The sequence below is a fragment of the Bacillus sp. NMCC4 genome (assembly GCF_002998555.1).
GTDB lineage: Bacteria > Bacillota > Bacilli > Bacillales > Bacillaceae > Bacillus.
Genome location: NZ_PVRA01000003.1, coordinates 368396 through 388061, shown reverse-complemented (window position 1 = coordinate 388061; position 19666 = coordinate 368396). Strand labels below are relative to the sequence as shown.

Genomic DNA, 19666 nt, shown 5'->3' with positions numbered 1-19666 from the left:
AATCAATCTTCTAACAAATATTGATTTAACCGGGCTTTCAACTGTTCCTCTCTTCCCGATTCGTTTCTGATCAAAGGGTGTTTGAGCGCATACTCTTCTAATGTATGAAAGTTTGCCTTTCCTTCTGAAATGTCACGGCCAATCCCTTCAGAAAAACTGCGATACCTGTGCTTTATCACATCTTCAAACACACGATCTTCTATGAGTCTATGAGCGACCCGCAGTCCTTTTGCGAATGCATCCATACCCGCAATATGGGCATACAAAATATCTTCAAGCTCAAAAGAAGCTCTTCTAACTTTTGCATCAAAATTGAGACCACCAGTTCCTAGTCCGCCATTTTGCAGAATTTCATACATGGCAAGAGTTGTGGCATATAAATCTGTTGGAAATTCATCAGTGTCCCAGCCGAGCAGCGTATTCCCTTGGTTCGCATCCACAGAACCGAGCAATCCATGTATTCTTGCTACTCGTAATTCATGCTCAAACGTATGACCGGCAAGCGTCGCGTGATTGGCCTCGATATTCAATTTAAAATGTGAATCTAATCCGTATTGCTTTAAAAAGGCGATAGATGTCGCTGCATCTGCATCGTATTGATGAGTGGTTGGCTCCTTTGGCTTAGGCTCAATTAAAAATTGGCCAGTGTACTCTATTTCCTTTGCATAATCAACAGCCATATGCAAGAACGACGCCATGTGGTCAAGCTCTCTTTTCATATCTGTATTCAGCAGAGTATCGTATCCTTCTCGTCCTCCCCAGAAAACGTAGTTTTCAGCGCCGAGTTCTTTAGCTGTTTCGATGCCTTTTTTCACCTGTGCGGCCGCATAGGCAAAGACATCTGCATGACAAGATGTCGCTGCGCCGTGTACAAATCTAGGATGTTTGAACATATTGGCCGTGTTCCAGAGCAGCTTTACTCCGCTATCCCGCATGTATTCTTTCATTCTATCTAAAATGATGTCTAATTGTTGATTGGTCTCTTGAAGCGTATCTCCCTCCGGTGCAATGTCACGGTCATGGAAGGAAAAATACGGAACATCCAATAGATCAAAAAGTTGAAAGGCCACTTCTAATCTAGCTTTCGCTAAATCCATTCCGCTATAGGAGTCCCAGGCTCTCTGCATCGTGCCAGTTCCAAACATGTCTGTTCCATCTGCAGTCAATGTATGCCAATAAGCGACTGAGAAGCGCAGGTGATCTTTCATTGTTTTTCCGCCAATCATTTCGTTTGGATCATAGTGTTTAAAAGCGAGTGGATTTTTTGATTGTTTTCCTTCATATTGTATTTTTCCGATTCCTTCTAAGTTGTGTAACGTTTTCATATTTGAGTTGGCCATCTTTTATTCCTCCTATGAATATACTTAGTAAGTTGATTCAACAAACTAATGTTCAATCTATGATCAATTCACTTTGAATTTTCCATATTTTTTAGTTTTTTAGAAATATTTTCGTTATAATAAAGTTAAAATCATCCTTCTTACAGAATACAGGCAAACAAAAGTAACTTTTTTTCAACTTAATCTAAAGACGAAACAAATGGAGTGGATAACGTGGATATTGCTGATCAGAACTTTGTGAAAAAAATAAATCAAAAGCTATTATTAAAAGAAATTCTCCAGCATGCGCCAATTTCCAGAGCAAAATTATCTGAACGCACTGGATTAAATAAATCGACTGTTTCCTCTCAAGTAAGTACATTAATGAAAGAGCATCTCGTCTATGAGATCGGTCAAGGTGAGTCTAGCGGCGGGAGAAGACCGGTTTTACTGATGTTTAATAAACGTGCTGGCTGCTCCATCGGGATTGATGTCGGCGTTGATTATGTCAACGGCATTTTAACCGACCTCGAAGGGTTCATTCTTCATGAAGAGCAGATCAAGCTCCCATCAAGCTCTCCTGATGTGACCATACGCATTTTAATTGAATTAATACAGCAGTTGATGGCACAAATCCCCTCTTCCCCATACGGGCTCATAGGTATTGGCCTATGTATACCTGGGTTAGTGGATACCGATGAACAAATCGTGTTTACGCCTCATTCCAAATGGAAAAATGTTGACCTGAAAACAACGCTCCAAGACGCTTTCCAAGTACCCGTCTTCATTGAAAATGAAGCAAACGCGGGTGCATATGGTGAAAAAATCTTTGGCGCTGCTAAACACTATGATCATTTGATCTATGCCAGCATCGGCACTGGCATTGGGATCGGGATCATTATCAATCATCATTTATACAGAGGCGCATACGGCTTTTCTGGTGAAATGGGACATATGACCATCGACTTTAATGGACCAACATGCAGCTGCGGAAACCGTGGATGCTGGGAGCTGTATGCATCTGAGAAAGCCTTGTTTCAGTCTCTTCAAACAAATGATCAGCCCATCTCCCATCAAGACTTGGAACAGCTGGCGACGTTAAATGATATGAAAACGCTCAATGCCCTGCGCAACTTTGGTTTTTACCTTGGCGTCGGTCTCACAAACGTCCTGCATACCTTTAACCCGCAAGCGATTATTTTACGAAACAAGGTGATTGAAGCACAGCCAACGGTTTTACGTGTGATTCAAGAGGAGGTATCCTCAAGGATAGATACTCAATTCAGTTCACATGTAGAGCTGCTTCCTTCGTCATTAGGACACAACGCACCGGTATTAGGGATGACATCTCTAGTCATTGAAGCTTTCCTGCAAGATGCCACCCTCTCACCATGACAGGTTCATAGATAAAAAAGACAGCTCTCAGCGTGTTGTCTTTTTTATTTATCTGTTTCTTCATAACGGAAATAGTTGAAATCAGCAGGAAGACGCTCGCCGCTTGTATCCTGGCACTGCATGCCGACAAATGCCCCTGTAAAAAATCCCCCTCCTCGAATGAAGTCATCGGATAAATGGCTTGATTCAAATGACACATCAATTTCCTTCCATTCTCGTTGATCAAAAGAATAAGAATAGGTATATGTCTCTTTCTGAACGGTCACTTTTAAATACACATACGTGACCTCCTCTGGAATGACGATTTTTTGTGTCAACGGCTGAGAAAAGGAAAGGTTTTGACAGACAGATAGTTCAAGAATGCGGCCAAGTTCCTCGTCATATGTCACCTGAAGCGCTGTCCAATTTTCCGTATTATAATAATTCACAAGACCAGCGGCTTGCTGGAAATTCTCTGGAAAGAACGACACAGCTGTCTCTGCTTCAAAATAAAAGCTTTGCCAGCGCCTTGCAACGAAAGCTTGGGTAAACTTAGATGTTAGAGATTCCTGACCGTATAACCTTAAATGCTGAGGTTTTTCCGTTAATGAACCGATCTGATCAGTAAAAGGGATTCTTAATGTTTGGAAGTGTCTATTTAACGTTGATTCTTTAAATTCATCGACTGTATGGTGTGTAGGAGCAAAAACCTTTTCGTTTATCGCTGGCGCTTCAACCTCCAGCGCCCCCTCTTTTCCGCCCACAACATACGGCCAGCCATCCTTCCATTCGAGCTTTTGAATCGCTGTTTCTCTTCCTAAAGGACACCACCCTCTCTGTTGAAAAATAGATTCCTTGCTTGATTGAATGGGGCGGCCAGTGAGATGAGCCAAATACCATTCATTTGTATGCGTTTGAACGATGGAAGCATGCCCGCATTTTTGAAGCGGATGTTCAGGTGCGTGAAAAGCACTTAAAATGGGGTTATCAGGATGAACCTCATAAGGCCCTTCAATCTGCGAGGAACGGGCAATTGTTGCCGCATGCTCGTACCGGGTACCTCCTTCTGCTGTTAATAAATAATAGTAATCACCAATGTGATAAAGATGCGGCGCTTCTGTCAATTTTATCGGCGTGCCTTTAAAAATGACCTTCCGCTGACCAATGAGTTTCTTTTCCGTCACGCTATATTCCTGCAGGGCAATACCCGCAAATGAATGGTGCTTTTCCCTATGATCCCACAGCATATTTAAGACGTATTTCTTGCCGCTTTGATCATGAAATAAAGAGGGATCAAAGCCAGAGCTATTGAGACGGACCGGCTCACTCCAATCACCATCCACTTCACTTGCCGTGACCAAATAATTATGACCATCTTTAAATGGACCATCCACTACTTTGATATCTGAATAAATGAGCCAAAACTGACCATCTGCATAGCTTAGGCACGGTGCCCATACTCCGCCAGAATCAGGATTCCCCTTCATATCCAGCTGCGACGTTTTTTGCAAAGGACGCGCAGCAAGCCGCCAATGGACTAAATCCCTCGAATGATAAATTTGCACCCCTGGAAACCATTCAAATGTAGAGACCGCCATGTAATAATCTTCTCCTACACGGCAAATACTTGGGTCCGGGTTAAACCCTTTGAGCACTGGATTGGTAATTTTCATTCAACTTCCTCCTCTTCACGACCTACATTTTAAAATCATCCATATGATCGATATATACTTGATCCCTATTCTCAAGCTCCCTTACAACTTTTTTGTGTTTTTCTTCATCTAGGTTGTAAAAATTAATATCAATCATCGCTAAAATCAGTAAGCATACAGGAATCACCGTTACCGTAATTAAAATGCCAAGTAATGCTTCTGGTGTCTGCATTTGGTTCGCGACATAGCCAAATCGATCGAGTACAAGCCCCGGCACAATCCCGCCTAACGCCATCCCAAATTTAAAGAAGAACCCAATGACCGCGTAGATGAGCCCGCCCATCCTTTTCCCTGTTTTATATTCGCCATATTCAACAGTCTCTGGAATAAGTGCCCACATGTAAGCACCGGCTGTAATACTCCCCGCAGCAGCAACGAGCCTGAAAATCAGTATTAAAGTGATTTGACTCGGCGGTATCACAAGTAATGCAAGAAGACCTACGATATTCAGCAATAAAGAATAATTCAGCAGCTTTTTCTTTCCTAACAGCTTGTGCAGCTTAGGAATAAACGGCAGCACCATTAAAGCTGGCAGACTGCCAATGAGTCCGTACCATTTCACTAAATCTTCTCTGCCAAGGTTATACGTCACATAATAGATCCCAACAGAGTTGCTGATCGAGTTCACACCAAAAATAATAATAAAGAAAATGCTTAATACAACAAGCGGACGATTCACTCGCAACTGGACAAAGATATCACTGAATTTAATCTTTTCCTCTGGCTTTTGAAGCGTGACACGTTCATTCGTGCTTTTAAAACAGAAAATCAGTAATGCACCGCCAAGAACGCCGAGAAAAGCCATCGTCATCTGCCAGCCGAGTGCTGTATTACCTGTCGTATCACTTAAAAAGGTCGCAAGAAAAGGAACAAAAAAAGCCACAACTAGACCGCCTAGATTGGCAAAAACCATACGAACGGACGTAATACTGACAACCTCTTGGTTATTTCTTGTCATTGCGGAAGTTAAAGCACCATAAGGAACGTTGATGAATGTGTATGTAAGCGATAAACCAACATACGTGATGTAGGCATAAATGAGTTTACCCATTTCGGAAAAATCAGGTGTTGTAAAGCAAAGGATGGCAAGTACGACGAAAGGAAACGCACCGAATAACAAGTAAGGTCTGAACCTGCCAAAACGGCTGTTCGTCCGGTCCACCAATGCACCAATAAATGGATCTGCAAGCGCATCGATGGCGCGAACAACCAAAAACATCGTCCCTGCTGCTGCCGCTGATAAACCGTACACATCTGTATAAAAAAATAATAGATACGTAGAGACAGTTGCATAAATCAAATTACATGCGAAATCCCCTGAAGCATATCCCACTTTTTCAGACATACGAATCTTCTTTAAATTCTCACTAACCATGAGCTTTCTCCCTTCTTCACTTAGCCTCTTCTAACGAACAGATGATGGAGGGCAGCAGCAATCAATGCGGGAAATATAAAGCGCTTTCAATTTGTTGTAAAAATGTAGCTGAACATCTCATCCTTTCAGCTTAGCCCATTTAAGCAGCAAATCAGTTGAATGACGGAATCATCTCCTTCAATGTAGGAATCAATGCTTGAAATCCATCTTAGTTTATTGACCAAACAAACTAAGATGAATTCATTTTATAAAATCTGATCTGACTTTTCAATATTTTTTGAAAAAATAATCCAAATAATCGATTTTTTGTCATTCATCTTGTAAAATGACATGAAAATCTGAAAGAATTCATTTAATGGTTGCATTCAAGCTCATCCCATGCTATATTAATCAAGCGATGAGCTGAATTGTGTAAGTCGGGTAACATGTCTCTTTGAGACACACACGAATGTGGCGTGTGGTTATTCCGCCTCAATACGCAAAAGACATCTTCTGAGGAAGATGTCTTTTTTCTTACCCTATTTTTGTTCCATTCTCAACCGGTTCATCTGTGGCTAGCAAAACCACGTCTTCTTTTGATGGCATGCCTCCTAAGACAAGCACTTCTGATTTGAACCCTGCAATTCTTCTTGGCGGGAAATTAACGACTGCTACAATTTGTTTGCCGGTAAGTTTCTCCGCTGTATAACGCTTTGTCAGCTGAGCACTAGATTGCTTTACACCAATTTCTTCACCAAAATCAATCTTGAGTTTCAACGCTGGCACTCTTGCCTCTGCAAATAATTCTGCTTCTATGATCGTCCCAACACGAATATCTAACGCCAAGAACTGTTCAATATCTGCCATATGACTCTCTCCCCTTCACGAAAGGTAACGTAATCTATTGATTATCCATTGTAGCACATTCATTTCGTCAAAAAGGAGGTTCAAAAAGCCTATTCAGCGCTAAAATCACCCTTTTAGTTTACATAATAAATTTATAGTCGTGTATTAAATGTTTGCATCTTGAAAATGAATTCAGTAAAATGGCAAATAATCCTACTGCTTCCTCCCGAATATATTGGGGAGGGGTCACACTTGTTTACATTATCGGATATGTGGACGTTTTGCTGGTCGTTTTTCGTCATTCTTCCTATCGTTGCCATCCTGCATCAGCTTGGCCATATTGTGGTCGCGTGGATGTTTGGGGCAAAGGTTTCCTTTGCTCTTGGCAGAGGCAAAAAAGTGTTGAAAGTAGGCGTCGTTGAAATTAGACGAATCTATTTTCTAGATGCATTTTGCCACTATGAAGAAATGAGAAAAAATAACCGATTTTCGCACATTCTTGTCTACTTAGGCGGTTCATTATGCAACCTGCTCAGTGTTCTCATACTGAATACAATGATCGCCAATGATTTCCTGCCAGAGCACCAATTTTTCTATCAATTTGCTTACTTCTCAGTCTACTATGTATTTTTTGCACTGCTGCCAGTCCAGTATGCAGATCATCATCCGAGTGATGGGCAAGCGATTGTGAACATCATTCGGCACGGTGAACCATGTGACATCATTGACTAACATGATGACTTTCGCTGTCAATATGATAATGAATCGTTAAAAAAGGAACACCGAACAGCTTCATTTGGTGGACCGCTGTGAGACTTTGATCTGTCTCCGGCTTCATATGAAAGCTTTCTTCCATTGGCAGTTTCATGGTGATAAAAGGCGTATGTAAATACAATCCTTCGTCACCGGTACTGCCTTTTGGACATGTGCTTTTTAATAGAAAGTCTTCCTTTTCATTAAAAGGTTTTAAAATGGCAGTCAGCTGAGAATACGGAAGTGGCAGCGCAATATTCATATAACCCGCAGCTGCATCGTGATGAAGAGCATAAAGTGCAAAAAAGACTTGCTCCCCTTTCTCGTTGTGACGAATCCACGCACGCACATTCTCTCTTTCTTCCTTAGTGTGTTGAAATCTACAAAGACTTCCCGGCATTTCATAAGGAATACGAGATGACCCCAAATAAAGCTGACCTATTTTCTTAAACACTGGCTGAAGTAAAAAAACAAAAGGCCTCACCCACCAATGGAAACTGACGGCTGCTTTTAACGTAAAAGCCATAGGGTTCTCATAAAATCTGCGAATCACAGGTGAAACCCGATCAGCTGAAAATGTCGTTCCATTTAATTCATCAAGTGAATCGACTAAACCGAGCTTCTCTCGATCGTGCACTCTTTCCTCTTGAAAAGAGATCAAATGAAAGCGACCATGCACTTTCGAAATCGGAAAATCCTTCTGCTTCAATTGATCCTTCGGTCCTTCGATCAACCAGCCAATTAAACCTGGCAAAATCACAAAAAAAGCATTGATACTGCCATGAAACCAAATCATCTGATCAATGCTGATGTAGGTCACTCGCATAAGCATACCCGCTGAATAAAGAAGAGATAACACGATCGTCCCCATTAAAACAAAGCTAGAAAACACAACAAGACCTTTTGCGAAAGTTGACCGAAATTTTGTTTTCACACAAAGGATTCCATATATGTAGAGGGCAACCACATAAAGAACGACGCTGAACGTATCAAATAGACGGGAGAAGCTAATCCCAACAGCAATCATCACAGGCGACAGCAAAATCACCCAGCCCGCCGCTTTGTATAAAGCTGTCTCCTTTGTTCGCTGCCTTCCTAAAAATCCATAAAAAAGCGGGATAAAAAAAGCTGAGTAATGAAAATGAATAGCGGTCAAAAGAACAATGATCGGCGAAAATGTCATCACCTGTATATCTGTTGTGTACAGCCAAAACCAAAGCCCGCCTAAAGCGATATACATCCATGCACCATCAATCATCAGTTCATGAAGCGGAAAGATTCCTCTTTTCAGCAAACGAGCAAAGCCAAATAACGCCAACAGGAATGTATATAAAAGCCATCCCGATGCAAACCAGGCGGAATGATAGATAAAAGCAGCGGTTGCACAAAGAGCGGCTAGTGGAAAGGCTTTCATTAAAAAGCCGATCAGCATCCCTGGCTTTTGTTTCTTCCCTTCTTTCTCAAAAAAGTGTAAGGCAGCGGGAAGAAAAAATAGAATCGCCATGAGAACAAAAAATTCTGCTATCGGACCTGTCATCAAACGGGTGGCGATAAAAAAAGACATAAAGATCAGACTGGATGTCAAATGCCACTTATTCATCATGAGACACCCTTTCTGTAAAACGGCCTTTATATGTAAAAAGAGTACCAAACAGGCGATTTTTCACGTGGACATCAATGGTATATTCACCTGCATGCTCATCGTAGCCTTCCGTTACATCTGACACACCATAAAGACATGAAGGCAGCGGCCATTCCCTGCCGAACATCAAAAACTTCTGCCGGCCGGATTGAATATGCAAGAAACCATGCTTTGTTACTGTAAAATGAAGCTCTGACACAAGAAGTCTAGGCTTTCCAAAGTAGTCTAGGACTGTATGACTCTTCTGATCAATGATCATATCTGCATCAAAGTGCCGCTCCTGCTTTGGGAAATAAAACGTTCGATACCAGTGCATCCCTTCCTCCCCCTTATTTGTCACAAAGGGCTCATTGACAATTTGGAAAGGAATATCTTTTCCTCTCTCAGGGAAAAAACAGCGAAACAATGGACCAATTCTGAAGATCAATTGAATGAGTCTTGACCCGCCGCCTATCTCCTCCATGGTGCCTTCAGCAGAAAACGCGCGGTTGTATCTCTCTTTTAGTTTTGGATGCAGTTTATCGTAATCCTTTACTTGATGACGATGAACGACCATGTCTACCTCCCCTTTTTCGTTTGATGGAAAATACATCTACACAATCTTTTAGATTTATCATACCTGCAATCGACAAGATGAAAAATGCACTCATCACAAGCGGCTCATGAAGCGTCGTTTGCGGGGATAGGATCCCTATACAAAGCATGATCAGAAAAAAAATGCTTTGTAGAATGAAAAGATATTTTTTTGATAGCTTAGGAATTAGCCATGATACACCTAAAAGCGCATAAAACAATCGAAAACTCGTGCTATGATCAAAAGCAGAATGTGAAAAAGGGATGACCGCTTGGCATAGCCAGACGATGGCAAACAGCAAACAAATCCCGTAATGAGCAAGTGTTCTCTCTAGTAATAACCGAGGATGCGTACCCTTTTCAAGCCACGTCTTTAATGCGCCAAAACTAAAGGCCGTCATAAATCCTATCATCGGGCGAAAAAGAATTCGGTCTGCCCATGTCCAGCCTTTTCCTTCTTTCGTTTCGTAATCAAATTGAGTTTGAAATACAATGTGATCGCTTGTTTTCATATACTTCCAGTAGCCGCTGCCTTCTTTGATAAAAGACAATGGGTGTGACGATTTGAAATTGAGTGAGGATGCCCGCTCATTCCGTTCATCCATCATTCTTGTTCGATACGCTCCTGTCCCTGTGACACTTAAACCAAACCCAAGATGCTTTTCATACAAAAAGGATTGGGGCTGTTCATTTTGGGGTTCATTTAATGAAATGGTTGAAAAACGCAAATCCCACTGTTCATGAAGCTTTGGATTTTGCGTATATTCCCATACTTTCTCTATAGGTGCATGAATGGTTGTTTCCACATAAACAGGCTTTCTTTTCATCTGCCTCTACTCCTCTATGTGAATTATTTCACATAATAAGCATACCATGTTTCACAAAACTGTCAAATCTTTATTCGTTTTCTGTTAAAAAAATTCTTCAAGACGGCCGCCCTTTTAAGATATCGATTCACTGCAAAAAAAAGACCTGTCAATGAGACAGATCTCCTTTAATTGAACATACTGCATGGCAAAGGGTAAAACAGCTTCTTCTTTATCCCTCCGTGTATGCCTTCTTCACAAACGGCAGCTTGAAGCTTTTCTTGAGGCTTTATGATAAGGTCGCCAGGATAAGCGTAGCTCCAATAACTTAACTAACGCTATTAGTTTTAGCAAGCATTTCTTGATCAATCGCAATATAAATATCAATTTGCGCTTCTTTTGGATCTATAGATCTTTCATCATACCATTCAAAGTCGCCTGTATATGTGCGGTAATGGCGCTCATCCCACGTCCAAATCTGCTGCCATGTTTCAAACACGACCTCTTCAATCGGGCCCTTTCTCGTTTGGAATTTTGCGTAGGTGGACGCAGGAATCTCTATGGCATGTTCTAACTGCTGATCCACGAATTGCCCAGCAGTAAATAAATAAGAGCCATGTTCATCTTTCTCATAATCTGAATACAGCCCTATGACGGGCGCTTGCCCTCCGTGAAGCTGCTGCGAGAAAAATTGCTGCCAGAGCGGAGCAATCTTCCGCTCTTTTGTCAGCTCCATTTCGTTTGTTGTTCGAACAGACAACCCTTTCATCCATTGTTTCTCTAATGTCACGATATCGTACATACATTCTCATCTCCTTTTTTTCTATCATATAAAAAGAAACCTGACAACATTGTGTCAAGTTTCCATTCGTTTGAGAAATTGTTTCAACTGGAGATCAAACGCTTCTTTGACATGCTTCGGGGAAAGAATGTCGACATCTGGACCTAAATGGAATAGGAAACTATTTAACCAATCATCTTGAGGTACAGTGATGGTGGCAAGATAGCTTCCGTCTGAACATACGTTCAATTCGTTCTCATCCACCCATTCCTTCACTTTGCCCACTGATGCTTCCGTTAACCTGAGCGTGACAGAGCTGACCGATGGTTGTTCTTGCCAAGAGTCATTCCAAGGCTTCTCTTCGTTTTTGATTCTTTTCGGTTGGAAATATCCTGAAATGGTGACAAGACCCGTCATTCTGGTCAGCTTGAACAGACGAAAAGCTTTTTTCACACAACAAAACGCATACAAATACCAATGCCTTCCTTTTAAAACAAGCGTATAAGGCTCCACTTTGCGTGGAAGTGTTTCGCCTTTCGCATTGCGATAGGTGAACTGAATATATTGGTGCGCTGAGGCAGCTGTATGGATGAGCTGGAGCTTCTGCTCTGCCTGGCTGTCTTTTCCCCAGGAGCTTAAATCAATGAAGACATGATGCTGTTTTTCGCTCTCACCCGTATGCGTGGGAATGAGCGATTTGATTTTTTTCAGTACATGCTCACTTTCTTTAAAGGAGTACGCACTCGTCATGCTTTCGAGGGCTGTTAAAATGACCTCGATGTCATCATCGGTAAATAATTTTTTCTCTAAACGATAGTCCTCAACAAGTGAAATGCCTCCACCTGCTCCTTGGGTTGTCACAATAGGGATTCCCGCTTGATTGATGGTATCAATATCACGATAAATGGTCCTCACGCTCACTTCGTGGAGTTCAGCAAGATCTTTCGCCTGTACCTGCTTCTTGCTAATGAGCAGCATCACAATAGATAAAATGCGGTCGATTTTCATGACTTTTCCTCTTTTTCATAAATGTAGGTTTTGTTTTGATAAAAAAAGAAAGAATGGTAAAGATAAGTAACAGCCAGCATTCGTTTACATCCCTGCACGTGCAGGAGGAGGTTGCATCATGACACATAACGTGTGGCAGTTGTTCATGATTGGGAGCATTATGTTGATCTGCATCATGATTCGAATGAATCGAATGAGACGCTATCAGCTTGTACGCCCCATCAGTCTTTTGATGAGAATGTATATCTTTGGTCTCTCTGCCCTTATTCTCCTATCAGAAGGATGGCAAAATCACAGTATCTTCATCTATGCCGCTATTGGCATGCTTTTTGGAAGCAGCCTGGCTATTCATGCCTATCAGACGATTCGAATGAAAGAAGAAAATGGCCGGCTGTATATGAAAACGAGTAAATGGATTGAAAGCTTCATTTTATGTTTGTTTTTACCCAGGCTTAGTTTTAAGCTGGTTGAGCTGACAAACCATTCGATGACCAAGATCAGTGTCGTTGAACTATATCAGCATATCGTGAGCGATGATGCGATGACCATGCTCAGCTTTTTTCTTTTAGCTGCTTACTATGTTGTTTTTTCTTATCACATGATGAAAGCAAGTAAACGATCGACACATGTGCATCATGCATAAAAACCTTCCTATAGGCGTAGGAAGGTTTTTTATCAATCGTGCTGTGCATGGTGAATCATCTGTTCAAGCACTTCCATCACATGCTGATCTTCAGGGCTGTAAAAAATCGAGGTCCCTGCTCGTCTAGATTTCACGAGACGAAGGTTTTTTAAAAAGCGCAGCTGATGAGAAACGGTTGATTGCATGAGATTCAGTGTTTCTGCTATATCATTTACCGAGTGTTCACCTTGAGACAGCAGGTGCAGAATTCGAATACGAGTCGGATCAGATAAAGCTTTAAAGGTTTGGGAGACAAGAAATAGACTTTCTTCATCCAGCTCCATCCGTTCCTGTTCTTGATTTGTATTCAGTTCTTCCTTCATTTTGCTTCACCTTTCTTGTCCGTCAAATCACGACTTATTCTCTGTATCATCATATACCAAAACGTCCGGCATGCAAAGCGGGCACACTTTAGAAAAAAGATTTACTCAAATAGCATTGACACTTGGTAGCATTCTTTTTAAAATGAGCATTATTTATTCATTTTTTTAGAGGAGCTGATAGGCAAATTGACTGAAGAGCCAAGACTAAAACGCAGCCTGACTGTCTTTCCACTTGTTGTGATCGGGCTTGCTTATATGGATCCACTTGTCGTATTTGATTCATACGGCATTGTTGCTCAGCTGACGAAAGGACACGTCGCTGCAGCTTATATATTTACGTTACTTGCATTACTATTGACAGCGCTTAGCTATGGGAATATGGTGAAGGCTTTTCCAAAAGCAGGATCTGCTTATACATATGCGCAAAAAAGTATTCATCCTCATGTCGGCTTCCTTGTGGGCTGGACACTTTTACTGGATTATTTATTTTTGCCTATGGTGAATTTTGCGATCGGAAGTGCTTATTTAACCGCAGCCTTTCCTGATGTACCTCATTTCATTTGGATCATCATACTTGCTATCGCCATAACGACTGTCAATGTAATCGGTATTCGGCTTACAGCCAACATCACGGCACTATTTGTGACCTTCCAGGTCATTGTCGCCGTCACTTTTGTTGGGTTTGTTATTTATGGGCTCACAAAAAACGCTGGAAGTGGAGAATTATTGTCCGCCCGGCCTTTTTATTCAGCGAGCTTAGAACCAGCGCTTATTTTTTCAGGAGCGACCATTTTATGTTTTTCGTTTCTAGGATTTGATGCAATTTCGACCATGTCTGAGGAAACCATTAAGCCAAAAAAGACGATCCCACTTGCCATCTTCTTAACCGTCGCCATTGGAGGCGTACTGTTTACCTTGACGTCTTATTTTTTGCAGCAGGTATTTCCAAATTTTCAACAGTTCAAGCATCCCGATGCTGCCTCACTTGAAATTGCGGAATTTGTGGGGGGCGCATTTCTCCACTCGTTCTTTTTAGCTGGCACAATGGTCGCTGTCATCTCTTCTTCCTTATCGTCACATGCAAGTGCAGCAAGGCTGTTATATGCAATGGGTAGAGATGAGTCGTTACCGAAGCGTTTCTTCGGATATATTCATCCGAGATTAAAAACCCCTGTTTTTAATATTTTATTAATTGGTGCTTTCTCCTTAACCGCAGTCGTTGGCGAACTTGAAGTCATTTATTCCTTTATCAGCTTCGGCGCGTTGATTGGATTCACTTTTGTGAACTTGTCTGTTTTTGCGTACTATTTCGTCAGACAAAAACAAAGAGGTGTACTCAATACATTGAGATACGCATTGATCCCTCTGTGCGGGACGGCCTTTTGTATTTGGCTGTTAACGAGCATCAGTACAAATGCATTAATCATTGGTATGCTTTGGCTGATTATCGGTTTTGTTTATTTCTGCTACAGATTGAAAACAAGACCCGAATTTACATTTGGGTATGATTGATTATAAGGTTTTCACTTGGTATCCTGTGCAGGATATGGCATAATAAAAAGGCTGTACTTCCCTTTTAAAAGCGGGGCAAAACAGGGGTGAACTGACCTTGAAAAAGAAAAAAACAGGATGTTTTGCCATTTCAGGCTGCTTCACGATTTTTCTGTTTGTTTTCGTATTAGCAGCCATTGTCATGTCCTTTAATCAAAAGGAATTAAAAAAGCTGCCGATTGATACGGAATCAATTGTTTTGTCGAGATTGGATGATTACAAGCCGCTTGTAGAAACAGAGCTAAGAGATCAAGATTTAGATCAATATACCGCGTTAATCCTCGGTATGATGTATCAAGAATCAAAAGGCAGAGGCGGAGATCCAATGCAGTCCTCTGAATCTCTTGGTTTGAAACGAAATGAAATCAATGACCCTCAGAAAAGCATTAGACAAGGAGTCCATCATTTTTCTACTATGTACAAGCATGGGAAGAAAAAAGGCGTTGATTTGGAAACCATTATTCAAAGCTATAATATGGGAATCGGCTATATTGATTTTGTTGCAAAAAACGGGGGAAAACATTCCGAGAAATTGGCAAAGCAATACTCCAAAAAGCAAGTGAAACAAAACCCCGAAGTCTATACGTGCGGAGGCAACAAAGATAACTTCCGCTATCCGTATTGCTACGGTGATTTCACTTATGCTGAAAAAGTAAAAGAAAAAACGAAAACAGTTGAAGAAAAGATGAAATTGGCTTCATCATCCACACCATCATCGTAAAAAAACATTTCTCATTGGTATAATCAGTACTAACATAGTTTGATTATATCAATGAGAAAAATGCTACACACAAATCTTTAGTGATAAAATTTTCACAAAGTCGGCTTAATACAGTTCATTCTAATGTAAAATCCCTATTTTTTCTTTCAAATAGTGGGAGCCTCGAAAAACTGATTAATTTATTTCTTAAATTATCCCAGTTAGTTTCCAAATCTGATACTGTATTTACATACTTTTCATTCTTCATAGTTTCAGTCATAGCATATTCTGTATGGAATTTTGAATTATAATATTCTTCAGCATACATTGCTCCATCTAGGAGCTTTTTTACTAGTTTCTCTTCACTATCCCCACTGCGATAATTTATTTTGTAAATACCATTATCTATACTCTCTACAATTGAAGTTAGTATTAGGACAAATCGCGCTACACTTGGTAAGTGTGTCCTATCAGTCGAATACTCTTCATCATTCAATATATGTTGTGAAATTAAAAAATTACTTCTAATTGCAAAAGACCACCAAAAAAACAAATCAATTGGCTTTATCAATAAAGCGGGATCAACTCTTTCTTCAAAATGATTATATAATATTAATAAATATCTAAAACTATCTGTACCTGCAAAAAAGTCAGCATCCATTTCCATAGTTTTAATATCTAATGGAGATATATTATTAGTTCTTCTATTAATGTAATACATAGGGATATAACTTAAATCGTTATTATTCAAATATTGACAATGACCGTTGAGTAAATGCCCTAATTCATGAGTTAAAATGAATCTGGATACAAAAACAGTAAGAAAACTTGCTAAATTATAATCTATTGTTTCATTATTTAATATTATCCCCTCCTTATTTTCATCTTGTAAAAGAAGCAAGAATGATACATCATCTCCTTGTTTTTTGCTTATTTTAAAATGTAAATCATTTATAAACTTGTGGTTTAATTCTTCTGCAAAACCAATAAAATAATCAAAAAAATTGCTAATTACTCCTGTATTTATTTCTATATGGTCAATATTATCTTTACACCAAGCTTTTCCGCCTAAACGTCCATCATTTTTTATAAAGAATTTTAATTGAGTTTCTGAAAGAGACATATCTTTTCTTGAAGTATTTTTCATTATATCTTGATAGCCTTCATAAATAGATTGTGCTCTTTTTTGAATATCACTATAAAAAACTTCTTTGTTCCTCATTAAAACACCTACTTATACTAATTTTGAATATATTAATCTTTTGGATTCAAGATTATTGAAATATTTTTTAATTCATAATTATAACTTATAAGGTATTTATTTACAACATAAGACCTTAAACTTTATTTGTAGCAAAAAAATGTTTAAAAGAATAATTAACATTTCAAAATCTCATTATCTAACTCATTCTTAATTATCATAAAATGAAAAGCACTTCCTAAATGGAAGTGCTCAGATTGTAGAGAAACTCATGTTTTTCTACAATCTTTTTTATTCTTTTTCAAGTTGTCTTTCAGAACGGATACCGTACAGGTATCCGATAAACATCATTTTGAACAAAATAAGTGGATCAAAGAGAAGGGCGACCTTTATTCTCGCTATAATACGGTTTTACTTTATCTACGATAAATGAAAAGTCAATGTACTGATCAATTTTACGAAGCAGGTGATCCTCTTCGACCAGTTGATCTAGTAATACAAATTCAGCTTCGTGCTGAGAAGAATTTCTAGTGTGGAACATGAGAAAAATACCTTCCTTTAGTTTGCTTTTTTCTATTATAAAATGGGGGAATGGAAACTTTAAGGAAAAAAATAAAGCTGTCGAGATTTTCTCGACAGCCTGAGCACTTCCTAAACGGAAGTGCTTTTCATTTTATCGCTGTTCTTTCCCGATTTCCGGCAGGATCGTTTTCGCTAAATGCTGATCCATTTCCTCATATTCATCATATTGAATCGTTTCATACAGCTCTTTTCTCGTTTGCATGTCCTTCAGCATTCCTTGCTGCGTCCCCTTCTCCATGATTTCTGTAAATAAACGCTCATACGCTTTTGCAGCGACTCTAAGTGATGACACAGGGTATATGACCATCTGAAATCCAAACATCGAAAATTCGTCTGCATGATAATAAGGTGTCTTACCAAACTCCGTCATATTTGCAAGAAGAGGTCCTTTTATGCTGCTTGACGCATGCGTGAAGTCTTCAGCTGTAATGAGCGCCTCAGGAAAAATAGCATCAGCTCCTGCTTCGAGATAAAGATTGCCTCTGCGGATGACATCCTCCATCCCGTTTACAGACTTTGCATCGGTTCTTGCAATCACCAAAAGCGTTGGTGCCGCTTGTTTGATGGCTTTGATTTTCGCGATCATCTCTTCTACTGGAACGAGCGATTTTCCGTTTAAATGTCCGCATTTTTTCGGCATTTGCTGATCTTCAATTTGAACAGCTGCCACCTTGCTCTCTACCATTTCTTTTGCCGCCCTTGCAGCATTCAATACGCCGCCATAGCCAGTATCCATATCGACCAAAAGCGGCAGCTGAGAAGCTCGAATGATTTCCTTCGCTTTTTCAGCCATTTCCGTTGAATGGATCATGCCGAGATCAGGCAGTCCTTTGCTGGCACAAAAAGCGGCGCCAGATAAATAGAGCCCTTGGAAGCCCATTTTTTTTGCATAAAGCGCAGACATTCCATCGTGAACGCCTGGGATTTGAAATAAAGCTGATTTGTGCATTTGTTCTTTAAAGGCTGCGGCTAAATCTGCTTGACTTGATTCATCATTCACGATCCACACACTAGTTCCCCCTTATATGACGAATAGGTCCATAAATGCTGGTACGGTTGTTGTTTTTAATTGATTTGGATTTTGACAGAGTGACACAATTTGATCCACTTGTTTTTGTGGAAATCTTGTCTTCAAATGATAGACCCATTTCTTTTCAAGCAGCGGAATGCCTTCCTGTCTTCTTCTGCGATGACCAAGTGGATATTCAATTTCGATTCGGTCTGTCATCGTCCCGTCTTTAAAGAAGATCTGCACACAGTTTGCTATTGATCTCTTTTTCGGATCTAAATAATCTGCTGTATAACGTTTATCTTCTTTGACAACCATTTGATCCCGGAGACGATCAATGGCCGGATTTCGCGCCGTTTCTTCTTCATAATGGTCAGCTGTTAGCTCACCATAGATCAATCCAATCGCGGTAATATACTGCAAGCAATGATCGCGGTCTGCTGGGTTATACAGTGGCCCCTTCTTATCAATAATCCGAATCGCTGATTCATGTGTTGTAATCTCTACCCGGTCTATTTCATCTAATCGATCTTTTACAGCGTCATGCAGCATCATAGCGGCCTCTGCAGCCGTCTGGGCATGAAACTCAGCAGGATAAGCAATTTTGAAAAGCACATTTTCTATGACGTATGATCCTAGCGGCTGAGCGAGTGTGAGAGATTTTCCTTGCATAAGAACATCTTCAAAGCCCCACTTCTCAGCACTGAGCGGCGTTTGATAGCCCATTTCCCCTTTTAGTGTCATCATTGCCAGTCTTACCCCGCGGCTTGTTGCATCACCTGCTGCCCACGATTTCCTTGATCCTGTGTTTGGGGCGTGGCGATACGTCCTAAGCGGAGAATTATCAACAAACGCTTGCGATAAAACATGCTGCACGTCTTCCTTCGTTCCGCCAAGCAATGCACACACAACAGCACTTGTTGCCACTTTGACAAATAACACATGATCCAAGCCATTGCGATTCAGACAATTTTCTAAAGCGAGCACACCTTGAATTTCATGTGCCTTGACTATTGCATGCAATACGTCATTCATCGAAAGCGGCTCTTCACCGTTTGCAAGCCGCGTTCTGCTGATGTAATCACTTACAGCTAATATTCCGCCTAAGTTATCTGACGGATGTCCCCACTCCTCTGCAAGCCACGTGTCATTATAATCTAACCAGCGAATCATACAGCCTATATCAAAAGCCGCTTGAACAGGATCTAGCACAAACGAAGTGCCTGGAACTCTTGCTCCGTTAGGCACAACGGTACCAGGTACGATGGGGCCAAGATGTTTCGTACATTCTGGAAAATTGAGCGCCAGCATTCCGCAGCCGAGTGTGTCTATCAGTACATACCGCGCTGTTTCAATGGCTTCTTTGCTCGTAATTTCCCCGTCTACTGCATAGGCTGCGATTTCTTCTAATAGCTGATCCGTTTGATTGGCGACTGCTGTTTTATTCATG

The 19666-nt window shown here is 40.5% G+C and carries 18 protein-coding genes and 1 pseudogene; 5 read left to right on the top strand and 14 right to left on the bottom strand.

The genetic code is table 11. The annotated features are described in order from the left end of the window. Window positions 1-2: 2 nt before the first annotated feature. On the bottom strand, window positions 3-1340 hold the full coding sequence (xylA, locus tag C6Y02_RS09420) for a xylose isomerase (protein WP_106031105.1): 1338 nt from the start codon (window positions 1338-1340) through the stop codon (window positions 3-5). A gap of 213 nt (window positions 1341-1553) precedes the next feature. Between xylA and xylR the strand changes: the two genes are divergently transcribed. Next, on the top strand, window positions 1554-2714 hold the full coding sequence (xylR, locus tag C6Y02_RS09415; protein ID WP_106031104.1) for a transcriptional repressor XylR: 1161 nt from the start codon (window positions 1554-1556) through the stop codon (window positions 2712-2714). 44 nt (window positions 2715-2758) lie between these two features. On the opposite strand, the gene C6Y02_RS09410 is transcribed toward xylR, so the two are convergent. From C6Y02_RS09410 to csaA, 3 genes are all read right to left on the bottom strand, one after another. Then, a complete protein-coding gene (locus C6Y02_RS09410) occupies window positions 2759-4366 on the bottom strand; it encodes a glycoside hydrolase family 43 protein (protein ID WP_106031103.1) in 1608 nt (535 codons plus the stop codon). Window positions 4367-4388: 22 nt separating this feature from the next. Continuing rightward, a complete protein-coding gene (locus C6Y02_RS09405) occupies window positions 4389-5780 on the bottom strand; it encodes an MFS transporter (RefSeq protein ID WP_066030781.1) in 1392 nt (463 codons plus the stop codon). Between the two features lie 513 nt (window positions 5781-6293). Then, window positions 6294-6626 carry a chaperone CsaA gene (csaA, locus tag C6Y02_RS09400; protein WP_066030780.1) on the bottom strand — a complete coding sequence of 111 codons (333 nt, stop codon included), beginning with the start codon at window positions 6624-6626 and terminating at the stop codon, window positions 6294-6296. A gap of 231 nt (window positions 6627-6857) precedes the next feature. On the opposite strand from csaA, the gene C6Y02_RS09395 reads away from it, so the two are divergent. Continuing rightward, complete coding sequence (locus C6Y02_RS09395) at window positions 6858-7337, top strand: site-2 protease family protein (protein WP_034660901.1); 480 nt, start codon at window positions 6858-6860, stop codon at window positions 7335-7337. Here C6Y02_RS09395 and C6Y02_RS09390 read toward each other — a convergent pair. The 5 genes from C6Y02_RS09390 to C6Y02_RS09370 all read right to left on the bottom strand — a co-directional run bounded on the left by C6Y02_RS09390 (window position 7327) and on the right by C6Y02_RS09370 (window position 12168). Next, complete coding sequence (locus C6Y02_RS09390) at window positions 7327-8958, bottom strand: YndJ family protein (RefSeq protein WP_106031102.1); 1632 nt, start codon at window positions 8956-8958, stop codon at window positions 7327-7329. The two genes, C6Y02_RS09395 and C6Y02_RS09390, sit on opposite strands and share 11 nt — an antisense overlap. Further along, entirely contained in the window at window positions 8951-9556 is a 606-nt protein-coding gene (locus C6Y02_RS09385) for a DUF4166 domain-containing protein (RefSeq protein ID WP_106031101.1), read from the bottom strand. The genes C6Y02_RS09390 and C6Y02_RS09385 overlap by 8 nt, the downstream gene beginning before the upstream one ends. Then, on the bottom strand, window positions 9519-10400 hold the full coding sequence (locus C6Y02_RS09380; RefSeq protein ID WP_106031100.1) for a hypothetical protein: 882 nt from the start codon (window positions 10398-10400) through the stop codon (window positions 9519-9521). Before C6Y02_RS09380 ends, C6Y02_RS09385 begins: the two co-directional genes overlap by 38 nt. Before the next feature lie 307 nt (window positions 10401-10707). Continuing rightward, a complete protein-coding gene (locus tag C6Y02_RS09375) occupies window positions 10708-11181 on the bottom strand; it encodes a GyrI-like domain-containing protein (RefSeq protein WP_106031099.1) in 474 nt (157 codons plus the stop codon). A 54-nt stretch (window positions 11182-11235) separates the two neighbouring features. Continuing rightward, entirely contained in the window at window positions 11236-12168 is a 933-nt protein-coding gene (locus tag C6Y02_RS09370) for a helix-turn-helix transcriptional regulator (protein ID WP_034660908.1), read from the bottom strand. Window positions 12169-12286: 118 nt separating this feature from the next. Here C6Y02_RS09370 and C6Y02_RS09365 point away from each other — a divergent pair, with 118 nt between their 5' ends. Further along, on the top strand, window positions 12287-12811 hold the full coding sequence (locus C6Y02_RS09365; protein WP_106031098.1) for a CcdC protein domain-containing protein: 525 nt from the start codon (window positions 12287-12289) through the stop codon (window positions 12809-12811). Between the two features lie 32 nt (window positions 12812-12843). Here the strand turns inward: C6Y02_RS09365 and czrA are convergent, their stop codons facing one another. Next, the gene (czrA, locus tag C6Y02_RS09360) at window positions 12844-13173 is read right to left on the bottom strand and encodes a Zn(II)-responsive metalloregulatory transcriptional repressor CzrA (protein WP_007500691.1); all 330 of its coding nucleotides are present in this window, start codon (window positions 13171-13173) and stop codon (window positions 12844-12846) included. A gap of 186 nt (window positions 13174-13359) precedes the next feature. Here czrA and C6Y02_RS09355 point away from each other — a divergent pair, with 186 nt between their 5' ends. Both C6Y02_RS09355 and C6Y02_RS09350 read left to right on the top strand, forming a co-directional pair. Further along, complete coding sequence (locus C6Y02_RS09355) at window positions 13360-14685, top strand: APC family permease (RefSeq protein WP_106031097.1); 1326 nt, start codon at window positions 13360-13362, stop codon at window positions 14683-14685. 97 nt (window positions 14686-14782) lie between these two features. Beyond that, the gene (locus C6Y02_RS09350; protein ID WP_034660911.1) at window positions 14783-15445 is read left to right on the top strand and encodes a lysozyme family protein; all 663 of its coding nucleotides are present in this window, start codon (window positions 14783-14785) and stop codon (window positions 15443-15445) included. 115 nt (window positions 15446-15560) lie between these two features. On the opposite strand, the gene C6Y02_RS09345 is transcribed toward C6Y02_RS09350, so the two are convergent. The 4 genes and pseudogenes from C6Y02_RS09345 to C6Y02_RS09330 all read right to left on the bottom strand — a co-directional run bounded on the left by C6Y02_RS09345 (window position 15561) and on the right by C6Y02_RS09330 (window position 19665). Then, on the bottom strand, window positions 15561-16646 hold the full coding sequence (locus C6Y02_RS09345) for a hypothetical protein (RefSeq protein ID WP_034660912.1): 1086 nt from the start codon (window positions 16644-16646) through the stop codon (window positions 15561-15563). A gap of 273 nt (window positions 16647-16919) precedes the next feature. After that, window positions 16920-17166, bottom strand: a pseudogene (locus C6Y02_RS09340) (transposase); the annotation flags it as partial. A 132-nt stretch (window positions 17167-17298) separates the two neighbouring features. Next, a complete protein-coding gene (gene prpB / locus C6Y02_RS09335; RefSeq protein WP_106031096.1) occupies window positions 17299-18216 on the bottom strand; it encodes a methylisocitrate lyase in 918 nt (305 codons plus the stop codon). Between the two features lie 12 nt (window positions 18217-18228). Then, a complete protein-coding gene (locus C6Y02_RS09330; RefSeq protein ID WP_106031095.1) occupies window positions 18229-19665 on the bottom strand; it encodes a bifunctional 2-methylcitrate dehydratase/aconitate hydratase in 1437 nt (478 codons plus the stop codon). Window position 19666 lies beyond the last annotated feature (1 nt).